The sequence below is a fragment of the Paracerasibacillus soli genome (assembly GCF_042432965.1).
Taxonomy (GTDB): Bacteria; Bacillota; Bacilli; order Bacillales; family Amphibacillaceae; genus Paracerasibacillus; species Paracerasibacillus soli.
On sequence record NZ_JBHLWL010000061.1, the window covers coordinates 128,454 to 150,296 of the forward strand.

Sequence of the window (21,843 nt, forward strand, 5' to 3'; positions counted from 1 at the left end):
TTTCGCACTTTCCTCAACAATTGCTTGTCTTTTTTCAGGCTTTTACTTTATTATTGTAACCAGGTACTAATACCAAATTATATTTTTTGTTTCCTTACTATGAAAATTACGCTATACTTAATGAAGGAATCTTATTTGGGGGTGCAACAATAACAATGTCACAATTATTGGATGGAAAAAAAGTAGTAATTATGGGTGTTGCGAATGAAAGAAGTATTGCATGGGGAATTGCCAAGTCTTTATACAATGCTGGAGCAAAACTTATATTTACGAACCGACAAGAGCGATCATATAAAAAACTAGTAAAATTACTTGAAAAACATCATATGAATCCAGAGCTTATCGTTAGCTGTGATGTTGCAAATAACGAAAGTATTGAACAAGCCTTTGCTGAAATAAAGGAAAAAGTAGGCACGATTCACGGCCTCGTTCATTCAGTTGCCTTTGCGAATCGTGAAGATTTACAAGGTGATTTTAGCGACACATCACGTGATGGCTTTTTACTAGCCCAAGAAATAAGTGCCTTTTCGCTAGTTGCTGTTGCAAAAGCGGCAAAGCCACTAATGTCAGAAGGCGGAAGCATCGTTACCCAAACATATCTGGGAGCAGAAAGAGTTGTTAAAAACTATAATGTCATGGGAGTTGCTAAAGCATCTCTTGAAGCAAGTGTACGCTACTTAGCAGAAGACATTGGGAAAGATGGTATCCGTGTTAATGCCGTCTCAGCTGGACCAATTCGTACCTTATCAGCAAAAGGTGTCTCTGGTTTTAATGAAATTAACGCTGTCATTGAAGAAAAGTCACCATTAAGACGAAGTGTCGATCAAGATCAAGTTGGCGATGCCACACTATTCTTCTTAAGCGACTTATCTCGTGGTGTTACAGGCGAAGTCCTACATGTAGATTCAGGGTTTCATATAATTGGATATTGATAATTAGATAATTTGCAAGAGGCTGGGGCAACATCAAAGGGGCAGACTCCTCAAGAAGGGGGGTCTGACCCCTTTTTTGCATGAAGTAGAACAAACTAAATAAATACTTTCATTTGACATGAAGTAACGCCTAAATGTAGATAATCAGCCTTTCTATCACCAACACCGATTACCAACTTTTTTATAATATATTCAACGTTACACTCAAAATCAAAAAGGACAAATTTGATTAATGTCAAACTGTCATCATTTTTAAATATATTAGTGCGTTTCCTGTCCAGGGTAAACTCGGGTCCATAAAACACTTATCTGTACAAAATCCCTCACTCATATTCTTCGCTTATTTGGCAAAACATATGATGGAGGAGGGTTGTGAATGGAGCGTTCAAAACGAAGATTCCACCAAAACGAGGACATGATTGCACCTGGAATGAATACAGATGACAAGCTTGATATGGATGCAAGTGATACAGAGAAGCAAGCTGGGGAAACAACAAAAGTAACAAAGCTTATCTATGACGAATACGATCCTAGTGAAAAATAAAGTGAAGCTTCAATCAGTAGGAGCTTTCGTTTTTCCTACTAATTGTTAGCTCATCCTAACGGCTTTTATGGTTACGGACCACACTTATTATTCATCAAATCCCCACGAACGATTGAAGTGGGTCTTGCACCAGCTAAAATGATAAAATTTTTTATTAACCCCTCTCTAATATGCAGCATCAGAGGGGGGGTTATAAGTATACAGCTTATACGTTCAAAGAATCCTTTAACTCGGCCAATCTTTCCCTGTATTCTTCTGTACTAATTTCACCACGGGAATAACGCTGTCTTAATATATCAATCGCTTGATCCTTTGGATAAGGTTTCTCATTAGACGACCTACGAACAAGATAAACAATGAGCCAAATAACTAAACCCCAAAAAACGATCATCATGATTCCACCACCAAACATCATTGGAAAAAAACCGTCCCAATTTCCTCCATGGTGCCACATCATCTTTGATCACCTCGTAATCCTTCATTTTTTATATGCCATGCTATATAACATGGCGCTTCATTATCATTTTATTACTTTCCCCCCCAAGTTACCATTAACCAAGTTCATTTCTCACATTATTATTCCTTTTCCTTTCACTACTTTGTCATACTTTGCTAATTATGCTTTCGATTAGTCAGTAGTCACTATTTGGGTATCTATTCATAAAATAAAGTAAAACTTCAATCAGTAGGGGGTATTCGTACATACCACCCATTAAAGGAGAACAAAGGTTAAGATCGCAATTTCTTTTTGCAATGCTTTGTGATGTACGTCTTTTAAACCCAAATAAACCAGGTTTTTACTGGCTATCCATCCCCTACTTATCGTTCGTTAAAAATCCTCAAATCTTTGAAACGAGGATTTTACAGCAAGTATTCCTGTGATTACTAATGAGGAGGTTGGTATCTATGTTGCCATCTGTAGATCTAGGATTAATGACTGATCATCTTAACTCACACGAAGGTGTAATGAATAAATTAAAGCTTTATACTTCTATTGTTAAAAACAATTCGTTAAAATCTATTATTACATTGCAAACAAATATACTACGTGACCATGTTCAGGTTATGTTAGGGTTAATCAATCCAAATACGTACAATAAGACCGAGCTTAAGTCGTTTCATGAACAATTTCAACATCTCCTCCATCAACCACAAATAACAATTCAAGGTAATGAGGCCTATCCAGACAAATGGATCACATTAGAAAGCAATAGTACTGCAAATAACATGGGAATGGTAAATTTCTTTTCCGCCTCCATGATGCAGGATGAAAAAGTAAAAAGGATTCATATTCTTATGGCATTACAAAATGTAGAATTGCAACGTTTATATAAGGAAATAATAAAACATAACAGCTGGTCTTACACCCCACACGCATCTATAGCGGAACAAACGGATACAATTCACCATTTACACTATTTACTACAAATATAGATGGAAATAAATAAAGTTTCTAGAACGGTAACGGAGATTCTTCGTACATTTTTCGTATATCATTTTAATAAAGCCTTATACTAAGTGGATAAGTTTTCAAGCACACAACAAAACCAATTAACACACCTAGCAATACACTTTGTAAAGGAGGATTTTTTTGTTTTCTTCACGCGGGGATGCACATCATTTATATTTACAATTGAAAAAGGAACGTCATCTAAAGGAAAATAAATATTTAAAGGAAACCGCAGACATTCAAAAATTCTATGAAACAGTCGATAGTCATACGTTAAAGCTCATATATTATCGAATGGTTAAGGAAAAAAATGGCTTAGGAATCATTCCAATATTTGCTACGGGCATACCGTGGTTATTATTTTTATTTTCCAATAAAATACAAGACTTCCTCTTTAATAATGGGAACATGCTTTGGGTCATTTTTGTTTTCGTTTATCTCATTATTTTAACCATAACCACTGTCCTTCATTTTAAGGAAAAGGCCTGGGCTGCTTTGCATATTGCTATCATTGAAGATATTTTAGACGAGCGTTCCCCCAGCAATTCCTCATGAGAAAAACGTACACACTGTTTGGTCTCCTTCCACTTCAAAACTACTATAGTAGAATGCTACCTATAAAAAGAGGGCCAAGACATAGGCGTCTGACCCCTCACTTCCACTACTATAATGAACGTAGCATATTTAGAATACTCAAATTATGTGTAGTTAATGAGGGGTCTGACCCCCGCTTACATTTCCTCTACCCAGTCTGGTATTTCTAAGGAACAAAGAATGTCTAGTTCTGCTTCTCTTTTGGATGTATATGAGCTAACGCTTTGTAAATCGGCATCAACAAATGCTGGATGTGTCATCACTTCTACTGATTCAACAGATAACTCTTGTAACTTTTCAAAAATATCCCGTTCCACACCCTCACCATAAAAACCAACATATAATGTATCAGTTAGTAGTATTTCCGGTGATTCTTTTAATGAATCAACATAACGCACAGGAACTTGAAAATCCTTTGCTAGTTTGTAAACAACTTCTTTTAATGGATCCCAACCATGAACATGATGGTGGCTATCGATATGATGTAATGTCAAGCCAGTCGCCAGAAAAGCTTCTATTTGAGTGCGCCATTCCTGTTCAACTTGTTGTACATCTGGTGCTTCCATTTTAGCGAATGAGCTACTGTATTTAAACATACCTGTTTCATCTATTAAGTTAGGAACATCATTACGTAAGGGTTTGCCCCATGTTAGCACAAGATGTATCCCGACACGTAAATTTGGATGTTGCTTCGCTTGTTCTACTGCGTATGCCACAGCGTTTCCGTTCATCATTAATGTGGTTGCATGTACAACTCCCTCTTCATGCGCCTTGATAATGCCATCTGTCACACCTTTTGTTAAACCATAGTCATCTGCATTAAAAAGTACTTTCATCATATTCTACCTCCCATTAGGTGAATGCGTTTACTTATTGGACAATGCATATTAGGAACAGTACACCTGTCCTATTCCTCTGTAAGATAATTTCTTTCGATTAAGAAATTCGTCTTATCTCCTCGAAAATAAGCTCGAGAGAACTCTATCCTTCTCCCCTTGTCATCTTTTGTAACCGTTTCTATATAAAAACAAGGTAAACCTTCCTCACACTTTAAATGGTTACTAATACGTTGGTCGACAAGTGTAATTTCAATATTCTCGATTGTTTTGGCAACTTGAATATTAAAATCTTCTTGAAAAGATGCATAAAGTGAGGTTTCCGCATGTTCTTGTGTAATACCGGGTGCAATATTCCACGGTATATACGCAACTTCATATTGAGTAGGATCACCATTCGCTTGTCGAACCCGCTCAATTCGCTGAATAGGTGCATCTATTTCAACTTGAAGTGATTCAGCGAGATGTTCATCCGCCGGAACTACCGTAAGCGCAACCAGTTTAATTTTGGCCTTCTTCCCTTGAACTGCAACTTGATCGCCATATCGTTTTATCGTATGAGAGAGTGTTTGTTTTAATTTTGGATCAGCGACGTACGTTCCTTTTCCTTGCTTTCTAATTAAATAGCCTTCTAATGTTAATTGATTTAATGCAGTCCGCACTGTCGTTCTACTCACATTAAAATCTTTGCAAAGTTCAAGCTCTGTCGGAATTTGGTCACCTTTTTTATATTTATTCGTCTTAATTCGATCAAATAATTCTTCTTTTATAAATGCATGCAATGATTGATTTTTTTCCATCTCCTGACTCCTTCATCTTCTATACTTTGAGTGTACAAGAAATAACAAAGAATGACAATATAAAAAAGTTGTAATGACAAATTAAGTTTTTTCAAAATATGTATGGACATTATTTTAAATGTATGATACATTTTGATTAAAGGTAAGAACAATTATTTTTAACCGCTTTCATTAACATTCAAAGAAAGCAAACTTCATAAAACTTACTACAATCATGATAAAGGAGATGACTTTTATGTCATTAAAAGTAGCAATTATCGGTGGTGGGTCTAGTTATACCCCTGAGATAATCGAGGGAATGATAAATCGTTACGACAGTTTTCCAGTCACTGAAATTGTCCTCGTCGATATAGAAGCAGGAAAAGAAAAGCTCGAGATTATCGGCAACCTAGCAAAGCGAATGATTGAAAAAGCAGGTAAACCAATTCATCTATCTTGGACTTTGGATAGAAAGAAAGCGTTAACAAACGCAGACTTTGTATCTACCCAAATTCGTGTTGGTGGATTAAAAGCAAGAGAAAAAGATGAACGTATTCCTTTAAGTCACGGCTTTATTGGACAAGAAACAAATGGAGCAGGAGGAATCTTTAAAGCCTTCCGTACAATCCCTGTACTCATGGATATCGCAAAAGATATACAGGAACTTTGTCCAAATGCATGGATGATTAACTTTACAAATCCAGCGGGAATCGTAACCGAAGCGTTAATGAAACATTCTGCTCATAAAAAGGTCATTGGTGTTTGTAATATTCCTTATAACATGCGTCATTCCGTTGCAGAAATTTTAAACGCCGAACCAAATGATGTAAAAATTGAATTTGTCGGGATGAACCATTTCGTCTTCGGTCAAAAGGTAACTGTAAAAGGGATTGATCGTACAGAAGAAGTATTAGAAAAATTACGCGACAGTCTCGATTATTCACCAGCAAACATTGTAAGCCTTGGCTGGTCCAAAACATTTATTGAATCGATGAAACTATTACCTAATCCTTATCATGAATATTATTTCCATACAAAGGAAGTATTGGCTAAAGATATAAAAGCCTATGAGGAGCATGGTACGAGGGCTGAAGTCGTTCAAAAACTTGAGGATTCATTATTTGAATTATATAAAGACCCAGAGCTTCGTGATAAGCCAAAAGAGCTGGAAAAACGAGGAGGTGCTTTTTATAGCGATGTTGCATGCAGTTTAATGGATTCTATTTATAATAACAAGGAAGATATTCAAACTGTTAATACGCTAAACAATGGTGCAATTCCTGATCTACCAGCAGATGCAGTTATTGAAGTAAATAGTGTCATTACAAAAGATGGTCCAAAACCAATTGCTGTAGGAAAATTGCCTAGCGCTGTAAAAGGTATTATTTTACAGATGAAGAACTTTGAAGAATTAGTAGTACAAGCGGCCACTTCAGGTAATTATCAAGATGCTTATCTCGCTTTTGTTGCTAATCCGCTACTAGCTGATGAAAAACAAAGCAAAGTCATTTTGGATGAGATGCTTATTGCACATCAACAATATTTACCGCAGTTTAAAGATGTAATCAAGACATTATAATTTATCATGTACACAATCAACATAGCTTTATTAATCTATTAAAAACACTTATACATGAGGAGGCGTTAAAATGAATAATAAATTTATGCAGAAGTTCATTGAAGTAGCTGGACGAATTGGATCCCAGCGACATCTTGTAGCAATTCGTGATGGTTTCGTCGCGATTATGCCACTAATCATAGCTGGTTCACTGGCAGTATTAATTAACAACTTTCCAAAGATTGGTAGTTTTGATTTAGTTAGCATATTAAATGGAATATTTGGTGATGGAAATTGGCAAACCGTTGGTGGTAGTATTTGGAATGCAACGTTTGCTGTACTAGGAATCTTGCTATCCTTCTCCATTGCTTATAATCTTGCCAAGTCATATGAAGTAGATGGTCTATCAGCGGGGCTTATCTCCGCAGCATCTTACATTATGCTTGTACCAGAAACACCAGACTGGGGATTGAACTTTGCTTGGTTAGGTGCACAAGGACTCTTTGTTGCGATTATTTTATCACTTCTTGTTACTGAACTATTTAGATTCTTAATGGGCAACAAGAGATTGGTTATTAAAATGCCTGATGGTGTACCTGAAGGGGTTGCAAAATCATTTGCAGCATTATTCCCAGCTCTAATCATTATGATTATTGTAGGTTTATTCCAAGCTTGTATGACTGTTTTTGCAGAAACAAGTGTTTTCGAAGTTATCTTCGATGCCATTCAAAAACCGCTTCAAGGTATTGGTAATACATTACCTGCAGCGATTATTGTAGCATTTTTAAACCATTTACTTTGGTTCTTCGGACTACACGGAACAAATATTTTAGGTGGCGTAATCGAACCCATTTATTTACCACTTATTGAAAAGAACGCTGACCTTTTTGCTGGCGGAATGTCCGCATTTGATGTACCTTACATTGTAACTAAACCATTCTTTGATGTATTCGTATACATGGGTGGATCTGGTACGACAATTGCCCTTATTATTGCAGTGTTTATCGTCGTTCGCCGTGAGAAAAATCATCCGTATCGAGAAGTTTCAAAACTAGCAGCACCAGCAGGATTGTTTAACATAAACGAGCCAGTAATCTTTGGTTTACCAATTGTATTAAACCCAGTATTCTTAATTCCATTTATTTTTGGACCTGTAGTACTAACAATTATTTCATACCTTGCACTTTCTACTGGTCTCGTACCAAAAACGGTTGCTATTCTACCATGGACAATGCCACCAATCTTAAGTGGTTATCTCGTAACAGGTGGAAGTTGGCGTGGTATTGTACTACAAGTCATTAACTTAACGATTGCAGTATTTATGTATCTACCATTCGTTATGGCTGGTGTAAAAGCACTTAGAATGCGAATGGAGCAGAAAGCAAAATAAATAAGGTTATGCTATTATAAGATATGTAGCGCGCCCAACTAACAGATAAATGTTTGGGCGCAATGCTTCTATCGATATAAGTTTCATAGATATATTAGCAATTTTTTATGAACCAAATGATAAATGGAGGTTATTCCATGACACAATCAAATGAAGATATACAGATGTTATCCTTTAATATTATCTTACATGCTGGAAATGCTCGGTCATTTGCAATGGAAGCAATCTGGTTGGCAAAAGAAGCGAAATTTACTGAAGCTCGCGAGAAAATTGCGGAAGCAGATAATGAATTTAATGAAGCACATCATATACAAACAAAACTATTACAAAATGAAGCAAGTGGCGAATCGACGAATGTGACTGTCATACTCGTTCACGCTCAAGATCATTTAATGACTTCCATGGCAGTGAAAGACCTTGCCAAGGAAATGATTGATATGTATGAGAAAATGGAAAAATTGGAGGCGAAATCATAATGAAAATACTATTAGTTTGTTCAGCAGGTATGTCAACATCTTTACTCGTTAGCAAAATGCGTAAGGCAGCAGAGGAAAAGCAACTAACCGCAGAAATCGATGCTGTTGGTGAATCCCAATTAAAAAACCATCTAGAAGATCTTGATGTTGTTTTAATCGGGCCACAAGTTCGCTATTTAGAAAGTAAAATCCGTAAACTTGTAGAACCAAAAGGAATTAAAGTCGATGTCATTGATTCTATTGCATACGGTATGATTCAAGGTGACAAAGTACTTGAACAAGCAATAAATTTAGCAAAATAAATATTAAAAAAATAAAGCGAAACAGGCTTGCTCATATACAGCAAGCCTGTTTCTTTAATTCAAAGGGGTCTGACCCCCCTTTAACTTTTTACTAAAAATTTACTAAACCTATCTTCTAATCTTTCCTGCATAATGGAGATGATGACACATATTGGCCAGTAAATAAGTGCGACCATTATGTACATTGTCATCGAATCAAATGATCTTCCAGCTACAATTTGTGCCTTTTGAAATAGCTCTGGTACCGTAATGACTGCTGCGAGCGAAGTTCCTTGCACAACGCTAATAAACACGTTCGTGAGTGGCGGAATTGCGATACGCCAAGCTTGCGGTAATATAATTTTTCGCAAAGTAAACCAATACCCCATGTTTAAGGACTTCGCTGCTTCCCATTGTCCAGAATCGACGCTATTTAATGAAGAACGATTAATTTCCGCTATGTAAGCAGCACTATTTAATCCAAAACCGAGTGATGCTGCTGCAATTGCATCTAATTCAATCCCAATTACTGGAAGACCAAAATATAAAATAAATAAAAATACGATAAGTGGCGTCCCTCTCATAAAAGAGATGTAAACGCGAGCTGGCCAACGTAATATTGGACTTGAAGCCCCCCTTGCCAAGGCTAAAAATGTACCTAGGATCATCCCAATTCCCATACCGGCAATTGCTACTATTAATGTCATCGGTATTCCGGTAAGCAAAAAGGGTAAGCTTTCCCACGCTAATTTAAAATCAAAAAGTTTTTCTAATTGAACATAATCAAGTGAAAACATAAGCGCACTTCCCATATTTTGAATTCACATATCATGAAACAAGTATTGCTTTCCAACTTTTATTTTGCAATTCCAGGTATCTCGATAACTTCTTCATTAGGCTTTTCCGATACGTCTTGTCCACCATAGAACTGTTCCGATATTTCTGTTAAAGTACCATCTTCTTTCATTTCAGCCAAAACATCATTTACCTTGTCTAATAAAACAGTTGCTTCTTTACTCATTACAATACTTCCAGTTGATGTATGAAATTTTAAATCTGGGTGAATTTCTATATCAAACTCAGGAAAAGCTGTAAGAGCTAGACTTTGTAAATAATAATCATTGATCACAACATCTGTCCGGCCATTATGTACATCACGTAAATAAGCATCATTCGTTACATTCCCATATGTCACAACTTCAGCACCGAATTTCTCGGCTATTTCACTGTATACGGTTGTTGCTGCTCCTCCTGCCTTTTTCCCCTTTAAGTCTTCCAATTTTTCTATACCTGAGTGATCGCCTTTTCTGACAACCATCGTCGAATAGGAATATTTAATAGGCTCACTTTGGCCAAACTTTTTAGCATTTTCACCGCGTAGCCCCATCGGAACAATATCTACCCTATTAGAATTCAATGCTGTTAACATTGCATCAAAGCCCATGATTTCAAATTTTATATCCACCTCAAGCCGTTTTGCAATTTCACGCAGTACTTCCACATTATAACCAGTTAGTTCATTAGAATCATCTGTATAATAAGAGGCTGGAAACAATGTACCTTCCGTTGCAGCAACGATTTCTCCCTTTTCTTTTATTTTCTCCCAAACTTTATCCTCTATTTTATCTGTTGTATCTTCTGAACCTTTATCTACATTTTCCTTTTCACTACATGCCCCCAAAACTAGTAGACTAGCAACTATCCCTATGAAAACTAATAATCTTCTCATTCTTTCTATCTCCCTCTGTTTTGAATTATTCAGTGTAAACCTATTTGATTGTACCAACAAAATTCAACAAAATCAAAGAAGTGTCAATAAATTAAAATAACTTTCTCTTTATATTATTCCTTACAGAACAATTCGTATTTTGCCGTATCACACCTCCTAAAGATGAACACAATAAAAAGGCTAAGCCCCTATTAACTTGACTTAGCCTCATTGCGGGTTTATACCATTTTCTTCACTGTATGCTCACGATATCATCGTTCCTCTACAACCTAACTTTCAAATGAAATATTAGGTGAAATATTCTATCTTCGCTTCCGGGAAATACTTTTTTAAATAACCACCTAATGTCTCCTTAATATCCGCTTGCTCTTCATCCGTGTAAACATATTTTCCTATCCCGTAACGCCCCCATTTCCACTTTCGCTTTGATTCATCAAGTTCAAGCTTTGTCATTGGGTAATTTTGCTCAATCACACGTTTTGCAGGCTTTGTAAAGCGATGTTGAATCATCTCAAACGTTAAATTCTTTCGTGCAAACTTTGGTAAAGCCGCTTCCAGCCGTTCAAACATTTCATGATACCCATCTTTCCAACCCTCATGTAAATAAATCGGAGCGATGATAAATCCAAGTGGATAATCGGCCTCTGCTACTTTAACAGCTGCTTCAATTCTTTCCTTGAGGCGTGAAGTACCTGGCTCAAAATATTTAATTACATAGTCATCATTAATACTAAAACGAAATCGTGTTTTCCCCTGATGGTCCGCATCTAATAAATGATCGACATGGGCAAATTTTGTTACAAACCGGAGCCGCCCATGTTCCGACTTACCGAAGTATTCGATTGCTTTCTTTAATGTATGTGTTAAATGATCAACTCCAACAATATCCGACGTACAAGATGCTTCAAAACGTGTGATTTCCGGTGCTCGTTCTATCATATAATCTTCTGCTGCATCAAAGATTTCATCAACATTTACATAAGTACGGATATAAGGCTTTGCCCCCATTGTCGTTTGCAAATAACAATAATGACAATGCCCCATGCACCCCGTTGCAAAAGGTATAGCATATTCTGCAGATGGTTTAGATGTATCAAACTTCAATGTTTTTCGGATTCCAACAACCAAAGTTAATTTCGCAATCCTATATTTTTGGAAGTGATTTTCCCCAGGTAAATCCCGTATTTGATTATGTGAAGTTGTTTTACGGATTTCGATTCCCATATCACTAAACTTTTCAAATAATTTTTGACCCAATGGATACTCTAGAGCACTAGGCTCAAAATATGCTAACTGTGGAACAAATGGCTTAACCATTATACCCTCCTATATCCGGTGTACCAAATGCATCTGTATAGGCCTCTTCCGCTTCTTCTTCCGTTTTGAAAATCGCAAACTCATCTGACATCGGATAATACGTCTCATGAACAAATAAAGCTAGTTCGTTTGGACGTTCTGGGTCCTCTACAACTGCTGCCTGCTGCACATGTGCCACGTCTTGAGCATGTGGATTACGAATAATCAGATACACAACTTCTCCTGGGCGAATTTCTTCACTCATGTTTCGTCACCTAATTTCTATGTATTTATTCTCATTATGGCTTATAAATGGAAAAGTTATGTATCCATACTATATTTCACCACGATATATATATATTAGTTAAAGATTGAACGCGATGGAAAAAGCTAAGCCCTTTATTTAGAAGGCTTAGCTTATCTTTCCATTTCATTATGAAGGCGCTATGTGTTTTACTTTGTCACATCTTTTTCTATACTATTTCGGTTGGAGAACGATTAACTTGTCACCTTCTTCTAACATCAGTCTCGACCGTTGTGTAATAAACTCAATCGTTTCATTCTTTCTTTTCACAAACAGCGGGGTCGTGTCATCAGGTAACGTGTCTTTTGTAATCACCTGGTTTTCCTCCATATCCATAGTCACGATATCGTAATTAGTATTTATTTTTCGATTTAATTCAGTGAAAACGGCATGCTCATCAAATAAAAGATGTGCTTTAACTGCCGATGGTAAAGAAGCTTGTCGCTGTTCATCACCCGAAAAAAGCGAAAACGTTTGATTGAAACCAAATTCGGGAGCAAAGGACTGGGTCACAAGTGCATTATAGGAAGGATCAATCGTCATCGCCAATATCATATCATATGGTGTTAGGTCTGCTTCAAACTGTACATGTTCTGATAAGACTTCCCCTTCATGCGTTTGTATATTTCGATCAATAGCTGGTTGAAGTCGGCCCTTTGAAGTATCAATAATCAATACTTTCTTTCCTAATTCCGTTAATTTCAAAGCCAAGGCAATAGAGAAACTACTAGCCCCAACAATTAACACTCCTTCTTCATCTTGGTTCGATAAGCCGAGTTTTTTAGCAAGCGGTCCAAGTGTAAACCCATGCGCACATACCGTAATAAAGACTAGCGCGAATGTTAAAGCTACTAGTGTATCTGCATCTTGAAATCCGTCATCTGTTAAGGTTGTAGCAAAATATCCTGCAACAGTTAAGGCAACAATTCCTCTTGGTGCAATCCAACCAATTAATGTCCTTTCCGATTTCGTTAACTCCGTTCCTATCGTTGGAATCCAAATAGAGAGTGGTCGAACAACAAATAGCATGACAAGCACAAAAGCAATAATTGGCAATGTAAAGATTTGCCCAATTGTCTCCCTTGCTAAAGAAGCAGTCAATAAAATAAATACAGTTGATGTGAGCATCACCGAAATATTTTCAACAAAATGACTGATATTTCCTAGTGCACTTATATGCTTTTTGGCGCGACCTAACGTGAGCCCCATTACGGTGACCGCTAGCATACCTGTTTCATGCATAATTACTTCTGCAATAGTAAAACAGAGTAATACGAAAGTTAATGTAATTGGCGCCTTAAGATATTCGGGAAAAAAGCCTCGATTTGCCATCATACTAATCATGAAGCCTAATATTAATCCCAGTACAATCGCCAAAAAGGCTGCACTAAAGAATGTTAATAAATAGCCCACAGAATTTACTTTTGTCATTACTTTAATTACTTCGTAAGCAAAAAGTGCAAGTAATGGCCCCGCAGGATCAACGATAATTCCTTCCCACTTCAATACGGCTGCGGTACGCTGTTTTAGCTTTGCATTTCTTAAAAGTGGAATAATAACGGTTGGTCCAGTCACAACAAATAACCCACCAATAATAAAGGCTAACTCTAAACTTAAACCTGCAATAAAATGGGCAGATAAAGAACCTAGAATCCACGCAATAAATGCTCCACCTGTCACTATACGAAATACAGACTTTGAAACATCTTTTATTTCACGGAAATCTAAACTTGAACTACCTTCAAATAAAATAATCGCTACTGCTAAAGAAATGAGCGGACTATACAAGTCCCCCAATGCTTCACCAGGATTAACAACTCCAAGAACAGGTCCAATAACCAAACCAGCAATAGACATAATCACAATGGAAGGCCACTGAATACGCCAAGCAATCCATTGTGACAATATCCCGATTCCTAGAATCGTTACAATAAGTATAAGATTTATGTTTTCCATACATTTCACCAACTCTAATAAATTAAATATCGTAAGTTTGTATTCTAAGAAAGCAATTTTACTTTTCCCTATTCACTTCGGTTTAACCCTCTGATAAGTTTTAATGAAGTAGTCCACTCCATTTAAGTAAAACTTAGGGACAGGAGTTTTCGGATATTTTCTAAAATAGAAAGCATAGGACAGTGGCAAGAAACTTACCACCGTCCTATCATACTTCCTCAATGATTAACTTTGATTTAAAAATTACTTTCTCAGATTGGTCATTTTTACCTTCTATATAAACTTCTTCTTGTCCAACCATAACCTTTTGTAATGCCATCACTTCACCCGGAAAGGCTTCATTCGTAAAATGTACTTCAATTGATTTTACTTTATATTTTTGATGCTCTTCAACTTGAAAGCAATCCATCATATAATCAACGTATTTAGAGTTGTTTAAGTGCCCATTAAAATCAATGTCACTGTAACCAATCATTTTTTGATAAGCTACCTCCAGCGGTTCTTCTACCTTTAATTTTCCTAACTTGCCTTCAATCGCTCGTTCATTTTCCCCAAACGGATAGACAATGGGTACTGTACTCGTTCTTTTAATTTTCCGCTCATGCATGTCCATAATAACCCATGAGGAAATAGCCCGAATTAAAATATTACTATCTCCGTCCCGTACGATAAAATCACGGTCACACGCAATTTTACCTGGCTCTAGTGGCCATGTTTCTATCGTAATTGTCTCACCGACTTTCGGATTTCGAACAATATCCACCCTAATTTTCATCAAAACCCAAGCAACACCAAAATCTTGTTGTAGATGTTCAATTCCGAAACCGAGTTCTTCAGACGCCATGCTAGAAGCATCCTGAAAAAAGCTAAATAAAGTACTAAGTTTTAGCTCTTTTTTAAAATCAACGTCGCCCCAATCAACATGATAATCCTTTTTATATATACTAGCCGATGTCATATCAACACACACTCCTATTTTATCTTGTCCCATTTTCCCTTTGTCCAAATGGAACAATTTGAATATTTTAAGTTGCTACTGTTTTACTGATGGATAACTATTTCAATGAAATGCCATAATAAATACAATTATGTAGACTAAAGGAGTAGATTTTCATGTCCCTTTCCACATTATGTTTACGTCTTGGAATTTCCTTTTTTACCCTTCTCATTTTAACACGAATGATGGGTAGAAAAGAAATATCACAAATGACTTTCTTCAATTTTATCTCAGCAATATCTATTGGAACAATCGGTGCTTCGCTTGCTATAGATAGTACAGTTAGTATTCGAAACGGCTTATTTGCGCTTATCGGGTGGGCCATTTTCACACTTGTTCTCGGGTGGCTTAACCTCAAATCAGAAACAGCTCGTAAGCTCGTTACTGGTGATCCACTAATCGTTATAAAAGACGGAGAAATTATGGAGGATAAGCTACGGCATGCACGCTTAGATATCAATAGCTTAAACACTTTACTTAGAAAGAAAAATGTATTTTCCATTGCAGACGTTGATTACGCTATATTTGAAACAGATGGTAAACTTTCTGTCATGAAAAAGCAAGATAAACAGCCCGTAACGAAAAAGGAAGCGGGTATTACAATAACGAAGAAAAAAGTATTTCCTATTGCGACAGGGGTTATCTCCGACGGCCAAGCTATGACAGCAAACTTAGCAAAACTTCATTTAAACGAAACTTGGCTTGAAAATCAACTGCAAATGGCTGGTGTCGACTCACCTGAAAATGTGTTTTATGCAGAAGTACAGGAGGATGGTACGTTGTATGTTGATTTTAAGGAAGAAAAACTTGACTAAAACGAAGCTTCAGCATGGAGAGGGGTGCCAAAACCGCTCTCTTTTATCCATTCGTTGTCTATCTACCGCTTTTTAATTAACCCCAATTGGATTATTTTACCACACGTTTTTCCGCCATATTTTACCCGCGCATCATACTTTGTACCTATTTTTATGATATAATTTTCCCGTTCATTTTAAATCATTTTTCATATTTTGCAATACTTGTAAACCTAGTATCGTATGCAATACAGTTCCACATTTTATAAAAAAAGGGGAAGTAACGGTGAAAAAATTATTGTATCCAATTTTAACAGCAATATTACTTATTTCTCTTACAGGTTGCTTTGGTGGCGGTGCAGCATCAACTGTGAAAGATACATACAATGCAGCGCTTAACCAGGATAGGGATTATCTTAACAAAGTACTTTCACAGGGAGAAGGCTACGATCCAGACGATTTAGATGAAATCATTGATGTTTTAACTGACGATGTAAAAGCAGCAAAATCTATTAAAAATCTTGAAGCAAAAGAATATAAGCAAGGTTCTCTTAACAAAGAGGCTGTTGAACATTTTAATGACATGTTCGACAACAACTGGGCACTTGTTACAACTAAAAGTAATCGAGATGATTACATTCAAGTATGGATACTCCAAGAAATAAATGGAGATTATTTCATAGTAGATACAAGTGGCTATGATATGGAGGAGTTTCAAGAGGAATTTCTAAAATAGTTTAATCGATTACTAGTGAGCAAGTTTTAATTATCATGATAATAGATGATTTATTTTATGAATTGAGGTAGGTAAGGCATGATTTTATGTCACCTGCCTTTTTATAATGCCCCTCATATTGTTATGCTTACTTTTATAAGCGTAAGCATAAGTTTTAGACGTCAATTAAAAATCGGATGAGACTTCAATCAGTAGGGAGCTTCGCACTTCACCTACTGATTGTTAGTTGGGCCTTTGTTTTTATTTCCCTTTCATTCCCCTGGATTTCTAAAGTGACTGACTGTCCATGAACCCGCGATAAACAGCGTTGCTTCAAACATTGGATAAGCTCCACATTTAATGTAGGGGATTTGCTAGGAATTCGTCGACTCCCCACCATCAACATGGAGTACTTGGCCTGTTACAAATCTGGAATCATCAGAAGCAAGATAAACAAATGTAGGTGCAACTTCAAATGGTTGCCCCGGACGCTCGTATAGGCCATGGCCATGAAGTGCATTGTCTCCAGCTGAAAAGCTAGCAGGAATCAGTGGCGTCCATATCCTTCCTGGTGCTATTGCATTTACCCTAATTCCACGATCGGCTAGATTTTTTGCTAGTGATCGGGTCCAACCGACAATAGCTGCTTTAGTCATAGCGTAATCAAGTAATGTCGGTTCTCCAGCGTATGCTACGACAGAGGTTGTTCCAATAATAGAACTCCCTGGTTGTAAGTATGGTAATGCTGCTTTAGTTGTATAAAAATGAGAGTAAATATTTACTTTTAATGTCTCATCAAACTGTTCATCCGTTATATCTAACAAGTCGGTTTGCTGGAATTGAATACCAACATGGTTACATAATATATCAAGTTTTCCAAAGGTTTCTATTGTCTTTCCTACGATTTCTTTACATTGTTCTCTTTCACGCAAATCACCCGGCAATAATAAACATCGTCGCCCAAGTTCTTCAATTCTATCCTTTGTGCGATTTGCATCTTCATGCTCATCCAAATAAGAAATTGCAACATCTGCGCCCTCTTTTGCAAACAATATAGCCGCCGCTGCCCCCATTCCACTATCCCCGCCCGTAATTAACGCCACTCGTTCCTGTAATTTCCCACTTCCACGATAATTAGGATTTTCAATAATCGGCTTCGGTACCATCACACCCTCGACCCCTGGTTGACGTAATTGGCGTTGTTCTGGATTACTTAACGGCACCTCTTTATACGCTGTAATTTTTCCATAATTAGGATAGAGCGGATATGGATCCGTTTGCATATGATCTGTAAACCATTTTTGATATTGTCTAATTTCCTGAAGATCTTGCTCATGTTGTGCATGCTGCCGTCCATCTTTTTCCTTTGACATAAAAAAACCACCCCATTTCCTTTCACAGTTTATGAAGGAAGGCCCAGATATGTGCTACTGTCTATAGTTTTTAAAAATATCGGACCAGACGTTGTATGTATTGCATACGTTACTAAAGAGGAAGCATTTTGAAGCCAACAATCTGTTGATGAGAAAGGGGGAGGAGCTTTTGCCTTTCCAATTTAGCCCAAAAGTATCTAATCTATTGATCAATCAATCTACAAAGAGGGTCCCTGTGAGGTATTTACAAGATACATTTCAATTACCCTTCATCGGAATGAGGCCACCCTTCTATACAAATCCACAATACAAACCATACTTCCCATTCATTTAGGTTCATCAATAATGCTTATCCATACGCCTAAACCGTAAGATAAAGCAAAACTTCAATCAGCGGGGATTTTCGCACGTCACCTACCGATTGTTAATTGAACAAATCGTGTTGATGCTCACACTTGCTTATCATTGATGTTGCCAACCGAATTAAAAACTTTAACAAAACAAAAAGGCTGGTTCCTCACCCAAATGAATGGGGAAACCAGCCTGTCCTCAACTATTTCACTACATCGTATCCTTGTTCTTCTATTGCATCTTGTAGCTGTGTCAATGTTACTTTTGATTCATCGTATGAAACGTCGACTTTACCAGTCTCTAGGGAAACTTCTACAGCGTCTACCCCATCTAATTGTTCAAGTGCTCCATTGACGGATGAAACGCAATGACCACAGCTCATTCCTTTTACATTTATTGTTGCTTTCATATTTTTTCCTCCTCATATATTCGTATTATTATTTCGTATTACTTTCATTGTAAAGACTCACTTACTTCAATTCAACATATCTCATTTACTCGTATGGACGCTTCCTTACATCATGCAACTTCTATTTGTGCAATGCAATGAAGTGTGACTTTACTTTTGGAAAATACCTTTTAAGGGATTTATATTTTCACACGCTTCAACCGAAGTGAGTTTGTCACAACACTAACAGAACTAAATGCCATGGCTGCACCTGCTATCCATGGTGCAAGTAATCCGGCTGCGGCAATAGGGATGCCTGCGCTGTTATAAGCGAATGCCCAGAATAAGTTTTGGCGGATATTTTTGATTGTTGCATGACTAATTTTAATTGCCTTTGGTATGAGCAATAGTTCTCCACCAAGAATGGTGACATCTGCAGCTTCAATTGCCACTTCTGTTCCCGTGCCAATTGCAATGCCAATATCTGCAATTGCTAGTGCAGGTGCATCATTAATACCATCACCAACCATGGCGACTTTTTTACCTTGTTGTTGAATTGCTTTTACCTTATCCGCTTTATCTTCTGGTAGTACCTGCGCGATTACATGATCAATGCCAACTTGTTTGGCAATTGCTTGTGCAGTTCTTTCATTATCACCTGTTAGCATGACCACATCTAAACCTGCAGTTTTTAATTGCTGTATTGCTTCAGTTGCAGTTTCTTTAATCGTATCCGCGACCGCAATGACACCAGCATATTTGCCATCAACAGCGATGATCATCGCTGTTTTTCCTTCGACTTCATATTTTGCTAGCTCTTCTTCAATCGCATCCACATTAATATGATGATCTTTCATTAATTTCCGTGTTCCGACAAGAACATGTTGCTCGGAAATAACAGCCTGAATACCATGTCCGGGTATCGCAACAAAGTCGTCTACATCTATTAATGGAATACTCTTTTCTATTGCATAAGAAACAATTGCCTCAGCTAATGGATGTTCAGAGCTTTTTTCGGCACTAGCTAATAATTGTAAGATGTTGTCATCAGCCGAAAAATCCGTTACTTCTGGTTTTCCCTTTGTAATCGTTCCTGTTTTATCAAACACAATCGTATTTAATTGGTGTGTTCTTTCAAGATGTTCGCCACCTTTAAAAAGAATACCATTTTCCGCAGCTTTTCCTGTACCAACCATAATCGAAGTTGGTGTTGCTAATCCAAGCGCACACGGACAGGCAATGACGAGGACAGCAATTGCTGCAACTAAGGAAGTTTCAAAATTACCTGGTGCAACAAGTGTAATCCAAACAATAAATGTAATAAGCGCAATTCCAACAACAATCGGTACGAAATATCCAGAAATAACATCCGCTAACCGCTGAATCGGTGCTTTTGAACCTTGGGCATCTTCAACAGCTTGCACGATTGAAGCAAGCGCAGTATCTTTACCAACCTTTGTTGCTTCCATTTCGATTGTACCGTTTTTATTAATCGTTGCACCGATAACTGCAGAATCAGTAGCTTTTTCAATTGGAATCGACTCACCGGTAATCATCGATTCGTCTACAGATGTTCTACCTTTTTTAACGATACCATCAACGGGGATTTTTTCACCAGGTTTTACAATTAAATGGTCTCCAACGGTAACTTGTTCAATCGGAATCATCTGTTCTTTTCCATCTCGTAAAATACGTGCTTCTTTTGCTTGTAAATTTAATAGTTTGGAAATAGCTTGTGTTGTTTTGCTTTTAGCACTTGTTTCTAAATATTTTCCAAATAGAATAAGTGTAATTAAAATGGCACTTGTTTCAAAATAAAGATGTGGCATATATCCTGCATTACCAATTGTTTGGACCGCTTCATATAAACTATAAAAATATGCAGCACTCGTACCTAAGGCAACTAACACGTCCATATTCGCACTACCGCTACGAAGGTTTTTATATGCCCCTTCATAAAATTGCCAACCGATGATAAATTGTACTGGTGTAGCGAGCGCAAATTGGAACCATGGATTTAAAAAGATGTCAGGAATGTGGATCCCTAGCAAATGATCTAACATCGTAATTAATAACGGGACAGAAAGTAGTGCTGATATAATTAACTTCGTTCTCATCCGTTTCAATTGCTGTTCTTTTTGTGATTGTTTTTCTGCCTTATCCGCTCTTGGCTTGGCGTCATAACCCAATCTTTGGATAACTTCTACAATCTCTTCTTCGCTCATCAATCCTGGATTGTATGCTACGGAAGCTGATTCATTTGTTAGGTTAACTGTTGCATGCGTGATTCCTTCTTGTTTGTTCAGCACTTTTTCAATCCTCGTGGAACAAGCTGCACATGTCATACCCATCACATCTAATTCAGCCTTTTCCGTTTGAACACCATAACCGAGCTTTTCAATTTTTGATTGGATGGCTTCCACATTTGAAACATTCGGGTCATAAGCAATACTTGCCTTTTCTGTCGTTAAATTTACCTTTGCTTCAACACCATCCATTTTATTTAGAACTTTTTCTACGCGTGTGGAGCAAGCTGCACATGTCATACCTGTAATGCCAACAGTAAGTTTCTTTGCCTCACTCATATTGGGACCCTCCTTCCACTACTTGGAAATTTGTTTCATAACCTCAAGTAATTCTTCCATCGCATCATTTCCTTCTCCAGATTTAACAGCATGTGTAACACAATGCTTCATATGACGCTCCGTCACAGAGAAGCCTACTTTTTTTAGTGCTGCATTTATCGCACTAATTTGTACTAAAATATCAACACAATAGCGATCTTCTTCTATCATTTTTTGTATTCCACGCACTTGGCCTTCTATTCGCTTTAAACGATTAATAACGGCTTGCTTTTCAGAATCCGTGCGCGGCTTAATCGGTTGATCATGAAGATACTGATCTGCCAAATAAATCACCCTTTCTTCATTCGGGATGTCTATCACCCCAATTTTTATTATTTTTTATCATTCATTTAAAATACTGTATGTTTTTACGGTTTATCAATTTCTTTATATATACTATACCCCCCCACCGTAATTTTGTAAAGCAATATGTATAAAAGTGGGTATCTTTCTTATCTCCTCAAATATTTATAAAG

General features: G+C 37.1%; 23 protein-coding genes. 10 read left to right on the top strand and 13 right to left on the bottom strand.

All coding sequences use genetic code 11. The features are described 5' to 3' along the window. The first annotated feature begins 155 nt into the window (after positions 1–155). Positions 156–932, top strand: coding sequence for an enoyl-ACP reductase FabI (fabI, locus tag ACFFIS_RS15165; protein ID WP_390188207.1), 777 nt, complete (start codon positions 156–158; stop codon positions 930–932). A gap of 376 nt (positions 933–1,308) precedes the next feature. Further along, positions 1,309–1,476, top strand: a complete 168-nt coding sequence (locus tag ACFFIS_RS15170; protein WP_320381108.1) for a hypothetical protein — start codon at positions 1,309–1,311, stop codon at positions 1,474–1,476. 205 nt (positions 1,477–1,681) lie between these two features. On the opposite strand, the gene ACFFIS_RS15175 is transcribed toward ACFFIS_RS15170, so the two are convergent. Continuing rightward, positions 1,682–1,933, bottom strand: a complete 252-nt coding sequence (locus ACFFIS_RS15175; protein WP_320381107.1) for an SHOCT domain-containing protein — start codon at positions 1,931–1,933, stop codon at positions 1,682–1,684. 449 nt (positions 1,934–2,382) lie between these two features. Here ACFFIS_RS15175 and ACFFIS_RS15180 point away from each other — a divergent pair, with 449 nt between their 5' ends. Together ACFFIS_RS15180 and ACFFIS_RS15185 are read left to right on the top strand one after the other, a co-directional pair. Next, on the top strand, positions 2,383–2,910 hold the full coding sequence (locus ACFFIS_RS15180) for a hypothetical protein (protein ID WP_320381105.1): 528 nt from the start codon (positions 2,383–2,385) through the stop codon (positions 2,908–2,910). Between the two features lie 157 nt (positions 2,911–3,067). Further along, the gene (locus ACFFIS_RS15185) at positions 3,068–3,481 is read left to right on the top strand and encodes a hypothetical protein (protein WP_390188210.1); all 414 of its coding nucleotides are present in this window, start codon (positions 3,068–3,070) and stop codon (positions 3,479–3,481) included. Positions 3,482–3,657: 176 nt separating this feature from the next. On the opposite strand, the gene chbG is transcribed toward ACFFIS_RS15185, so the two are convergent. After that, positions 3,658–4,359 carry a chitin disaccharide deacetylase gene (gene chbG / locus ACFFIS_RS15190; RefSeq protein WP_320381101.1) on the bottom strand — a complete coding sequence of 234 codons (702 nt, stop codon included), beginning with the start codon at positions 4,357–4,359 and terminating at the stop codon, positions 3,658–3,660. A 68-nt stretch (positions 4,360–4,427) separates the two neighbouring features. Beyond that, positions 4,428–5,156, bottom strand: a complete 729-nt coding sequence (locus ACFFIS_RS15195) for a GntR family transcriptional regulator (RefSeq protein WP_390188212.1) — start codon at positions 5,154–5,156, stop codon at positions 4,428–4,430. 235 nt (positions 5,157–5,391) lie between these two features. Here ACFFIS_RS15195 and ACFFIS_RS15200 point away from each other — a divergent pair, with 235 nt between their 5' ends. The 4 genes from ACFFIS_RS15200 to ACFFIS_RS15215 all read left to right on the top strand — a co-directional run bounded on the left by ACFFIS_RS15200 (position 5,392) and on the right by ACFFIS_RS15215 (position 8,861). Then, positions 5,392–6,714, top strand: coding sequence for a 6-phospho-beta-glucosidase (locus tag ACFFIS_RS15200; protein WP_320381100.1), 1,323 nt, complete (start codon positions 5,392–5,394; stop codon positions 6,712–6,714). A gap of 70 nt (positions 6,715–6,784) precedes the next feature. Then, the gene (locus tag ACFFIS_RS15205; RefSeq protein WP_320381099.1) at positions 6,785–8,083 is read left to right on the top strand and encodes a PTS sugar transporter subunit IIC; all 1,299 of its coding nucleotides are present in this window, start codon (positions 6,785–6,787) and stop codon (positions 8,081–8,083) included. A 137-nt stretch (positions 8,084–8,220) separates the two neighbouring features. Next, positions 8,221–8,559, top strand: coding sequence for a PTS lactose/cellobiose transporter subunit IIA (locus tag ACFFIS_RS15210; protein ID WP_320381098.1), 339 nt, complete (start codon positions 8,221–8,223; stop codon positions 8,557–8,559). After that, on the top strand, positions 8,556–8,861 hold the full coding sequence (locus ACFFIS_RS15215; RefSeq protein WP_320381541.1) for a PTS sugar transporter subunit IIB: 306 nt from the start codon (positions 8,556–8,558) through the stop codon (positions 8,859–8,861). The genes ACFFIS_RS15210 and ACFFIS_RS15215 overlap by 4 nt, the downstream gene beginning before the upstream one ends. An 80-nt stretch (positions 8,862–8,941) precedes the next feature. Here the strand turns inward: ACFFIS_RS15215 and ACFFIS_RS15220 are convergent, their stop codons facing one another. The 6 genes from ACFFIS_RS15220 to ACFFIS_RS15245 form a co-directional block, all read right to left on the bottom strand. Then, the gene (locus tag ACFFIS_RS15220) at positions 8,942–9,637 is read right to left on the bottom strand and encodes an amino acid ABC transporter permease (protein WP_390188215.1); all 696 of its coding nucleotides are present in this window, start codon (positions 9,635–9,637) and stop codon (positions 8,942–8,944) included. A 59-nt stretch (positions 9,638–9,696) separates the two neighbouring features. Further along, positions 9,697–10,569 carry a transporter substrate-binding domain-containing protein gene (locus ACFFIS_RS15225; protein WP_390188216.1) on the bottom strand — a complete coding sequence of 291 codons (873 nt, stop codon included), beginning with the start codon at positions 10,567–10,569 and terminating at the stop codon, positions 9,697–9,699. A gap of 288 nt (positions 10,570–10,857) precedes the next feature. Beyond that, positions 10,858–11,886 carry a spore photoproduct lyase gene (gene splB / locus ACFFIS_RS15230; protein WP_390188217.1) on the bottom strand — a complete coding sequence of 343 codons (1,029 nt, stop codon included), beginning with the start codon at positions 11,884–11,886 and terminating at the stop codon, positions 10,858–10,860. After that, positions 11,879–12,130 carry a transcriptional regulator SplA domain-containing protein gene (locus ACFFIS_RS15235; RefSeq protein ID WP_390188218.1) on the bottom strand — a complete coding sequence of 84 codons (252 nt, stop codon included), beginning with the start codon at positions 12,128–12,130 and terminating at the stop codon, positions 11,879–11,881. The genes splB and ACFFIS_RS15235 overlap by 8 nt, the downstream gene beginning before the upstream one ends. Positions 12,131–12,343: 213 nt before the next feature. Next, a complete protein-coding gene (locus ACFFIS_RS15240; RefSeq protein ID WP_390188219.1) occupies positions 12,344–14,125 on the bottom strand; it encodes a cation:proton antiporter in 1,782 nt (593 codons plus the stop codon). 208 nt (positions 14,126–14,333) lie between these two features. Further along, positions 14,334–15,083, bottom strand: coding sequence for an acyl-[acyl-carrier-protein] thioesterase (locus ACFFIS_RS15245; protein ID WP_390188220.1), 750 nt, complete (start codon positions 15,081–15,083; stop codon positions 14,334–14,336). Between the two features lie 155 nt (positions 15,084–15,238). Here ACFFIS_RS15245 and ACFFIS_RS15250 point away from each other — a divergent pair, with 155 nt between their 5' ends. Next, the gene (locus ACFFIS_RS15250; protein WP_390188221.1) at positions 15,239–15,937 is read left to right on the top strand and encodes a DUF421 domain-containing protein; all 699 of its coding nucleotides are present in this window, start codon (positions 15,239–15,241) and stop codon (positions 15,935–15,937) included. Between the two features lie 265 nt (positions 15,938–16,202). After that, positions 16,203–16,652, top strand: a complete 450-nt coding sequence (locus ACFFIS_RS15255; RefSeq protein ID WP_320381092.1) for a hypothetical protein — start codon at positions 16,203–16,205, stop codon at positions 16,650–16,652. Between the two features lie 353 nt (positions 16,653–17,005). Here ACFFIS_RS15255 and ACFFIS_RS15260 read toward each other — a convergent pair whose 3' ends face one another. From ACFFIS_RS15260 to ACFFIS_RS15275, 4 genes are all read right to left on the bottom strand, one after another. Then, positions 17,006–18,004 (bottom strand): SDR family oxidoreductase, encoded by a 999-nt coding sequence (locus ACFFIS_RS15260; RefSeq protein ID WP_390188222.1) that lies wholly within the window; start codon positions 18,002–18,004, stop codon positions 17,006–17,008. A gap of 553 nt (positions 18,005–18,557) precedes the next feature. Beyond that, a complete protein-coding gene (copZ, locus tag ACFFIS_RS15265; RefSeq protein ID WP_320381091.1) occupies positions 18,558–18,764 on the bottom strand; it encodes a copper chaperone CopZ in 207 nt (68 codons plus the stop codon). 179 nt (positions 18,765–18,943) lie between these two features. Further along, positions 18,944–21,328 carry a heavy metal translocating P-type ATPase gene (locus ACFFIS_RS15270; protein ID WP_390188223.1) on the bottom strand — a complete coding sequence of 795 codons (2,385 nt, stop codon included), beginning with the start codon at positions 21,326–21,328 and terminating at the stop codon, positions 18,944–18,946. Between the two features lie 18 nt (positions 21,329–21,346). Then, complete coding sequence (locus ACFFIS_RS15275; RefSeq protein WP_390188224.1) at positions 21,347–21,652, bottom strand: metal-sensitive transcriptional regulator; 306 nt, start codon at positions 21,650–21,652, stop codon at positions 21,347–21,349. Positions 21,653–21,843 lie beyond the last annotated feature (191 nt).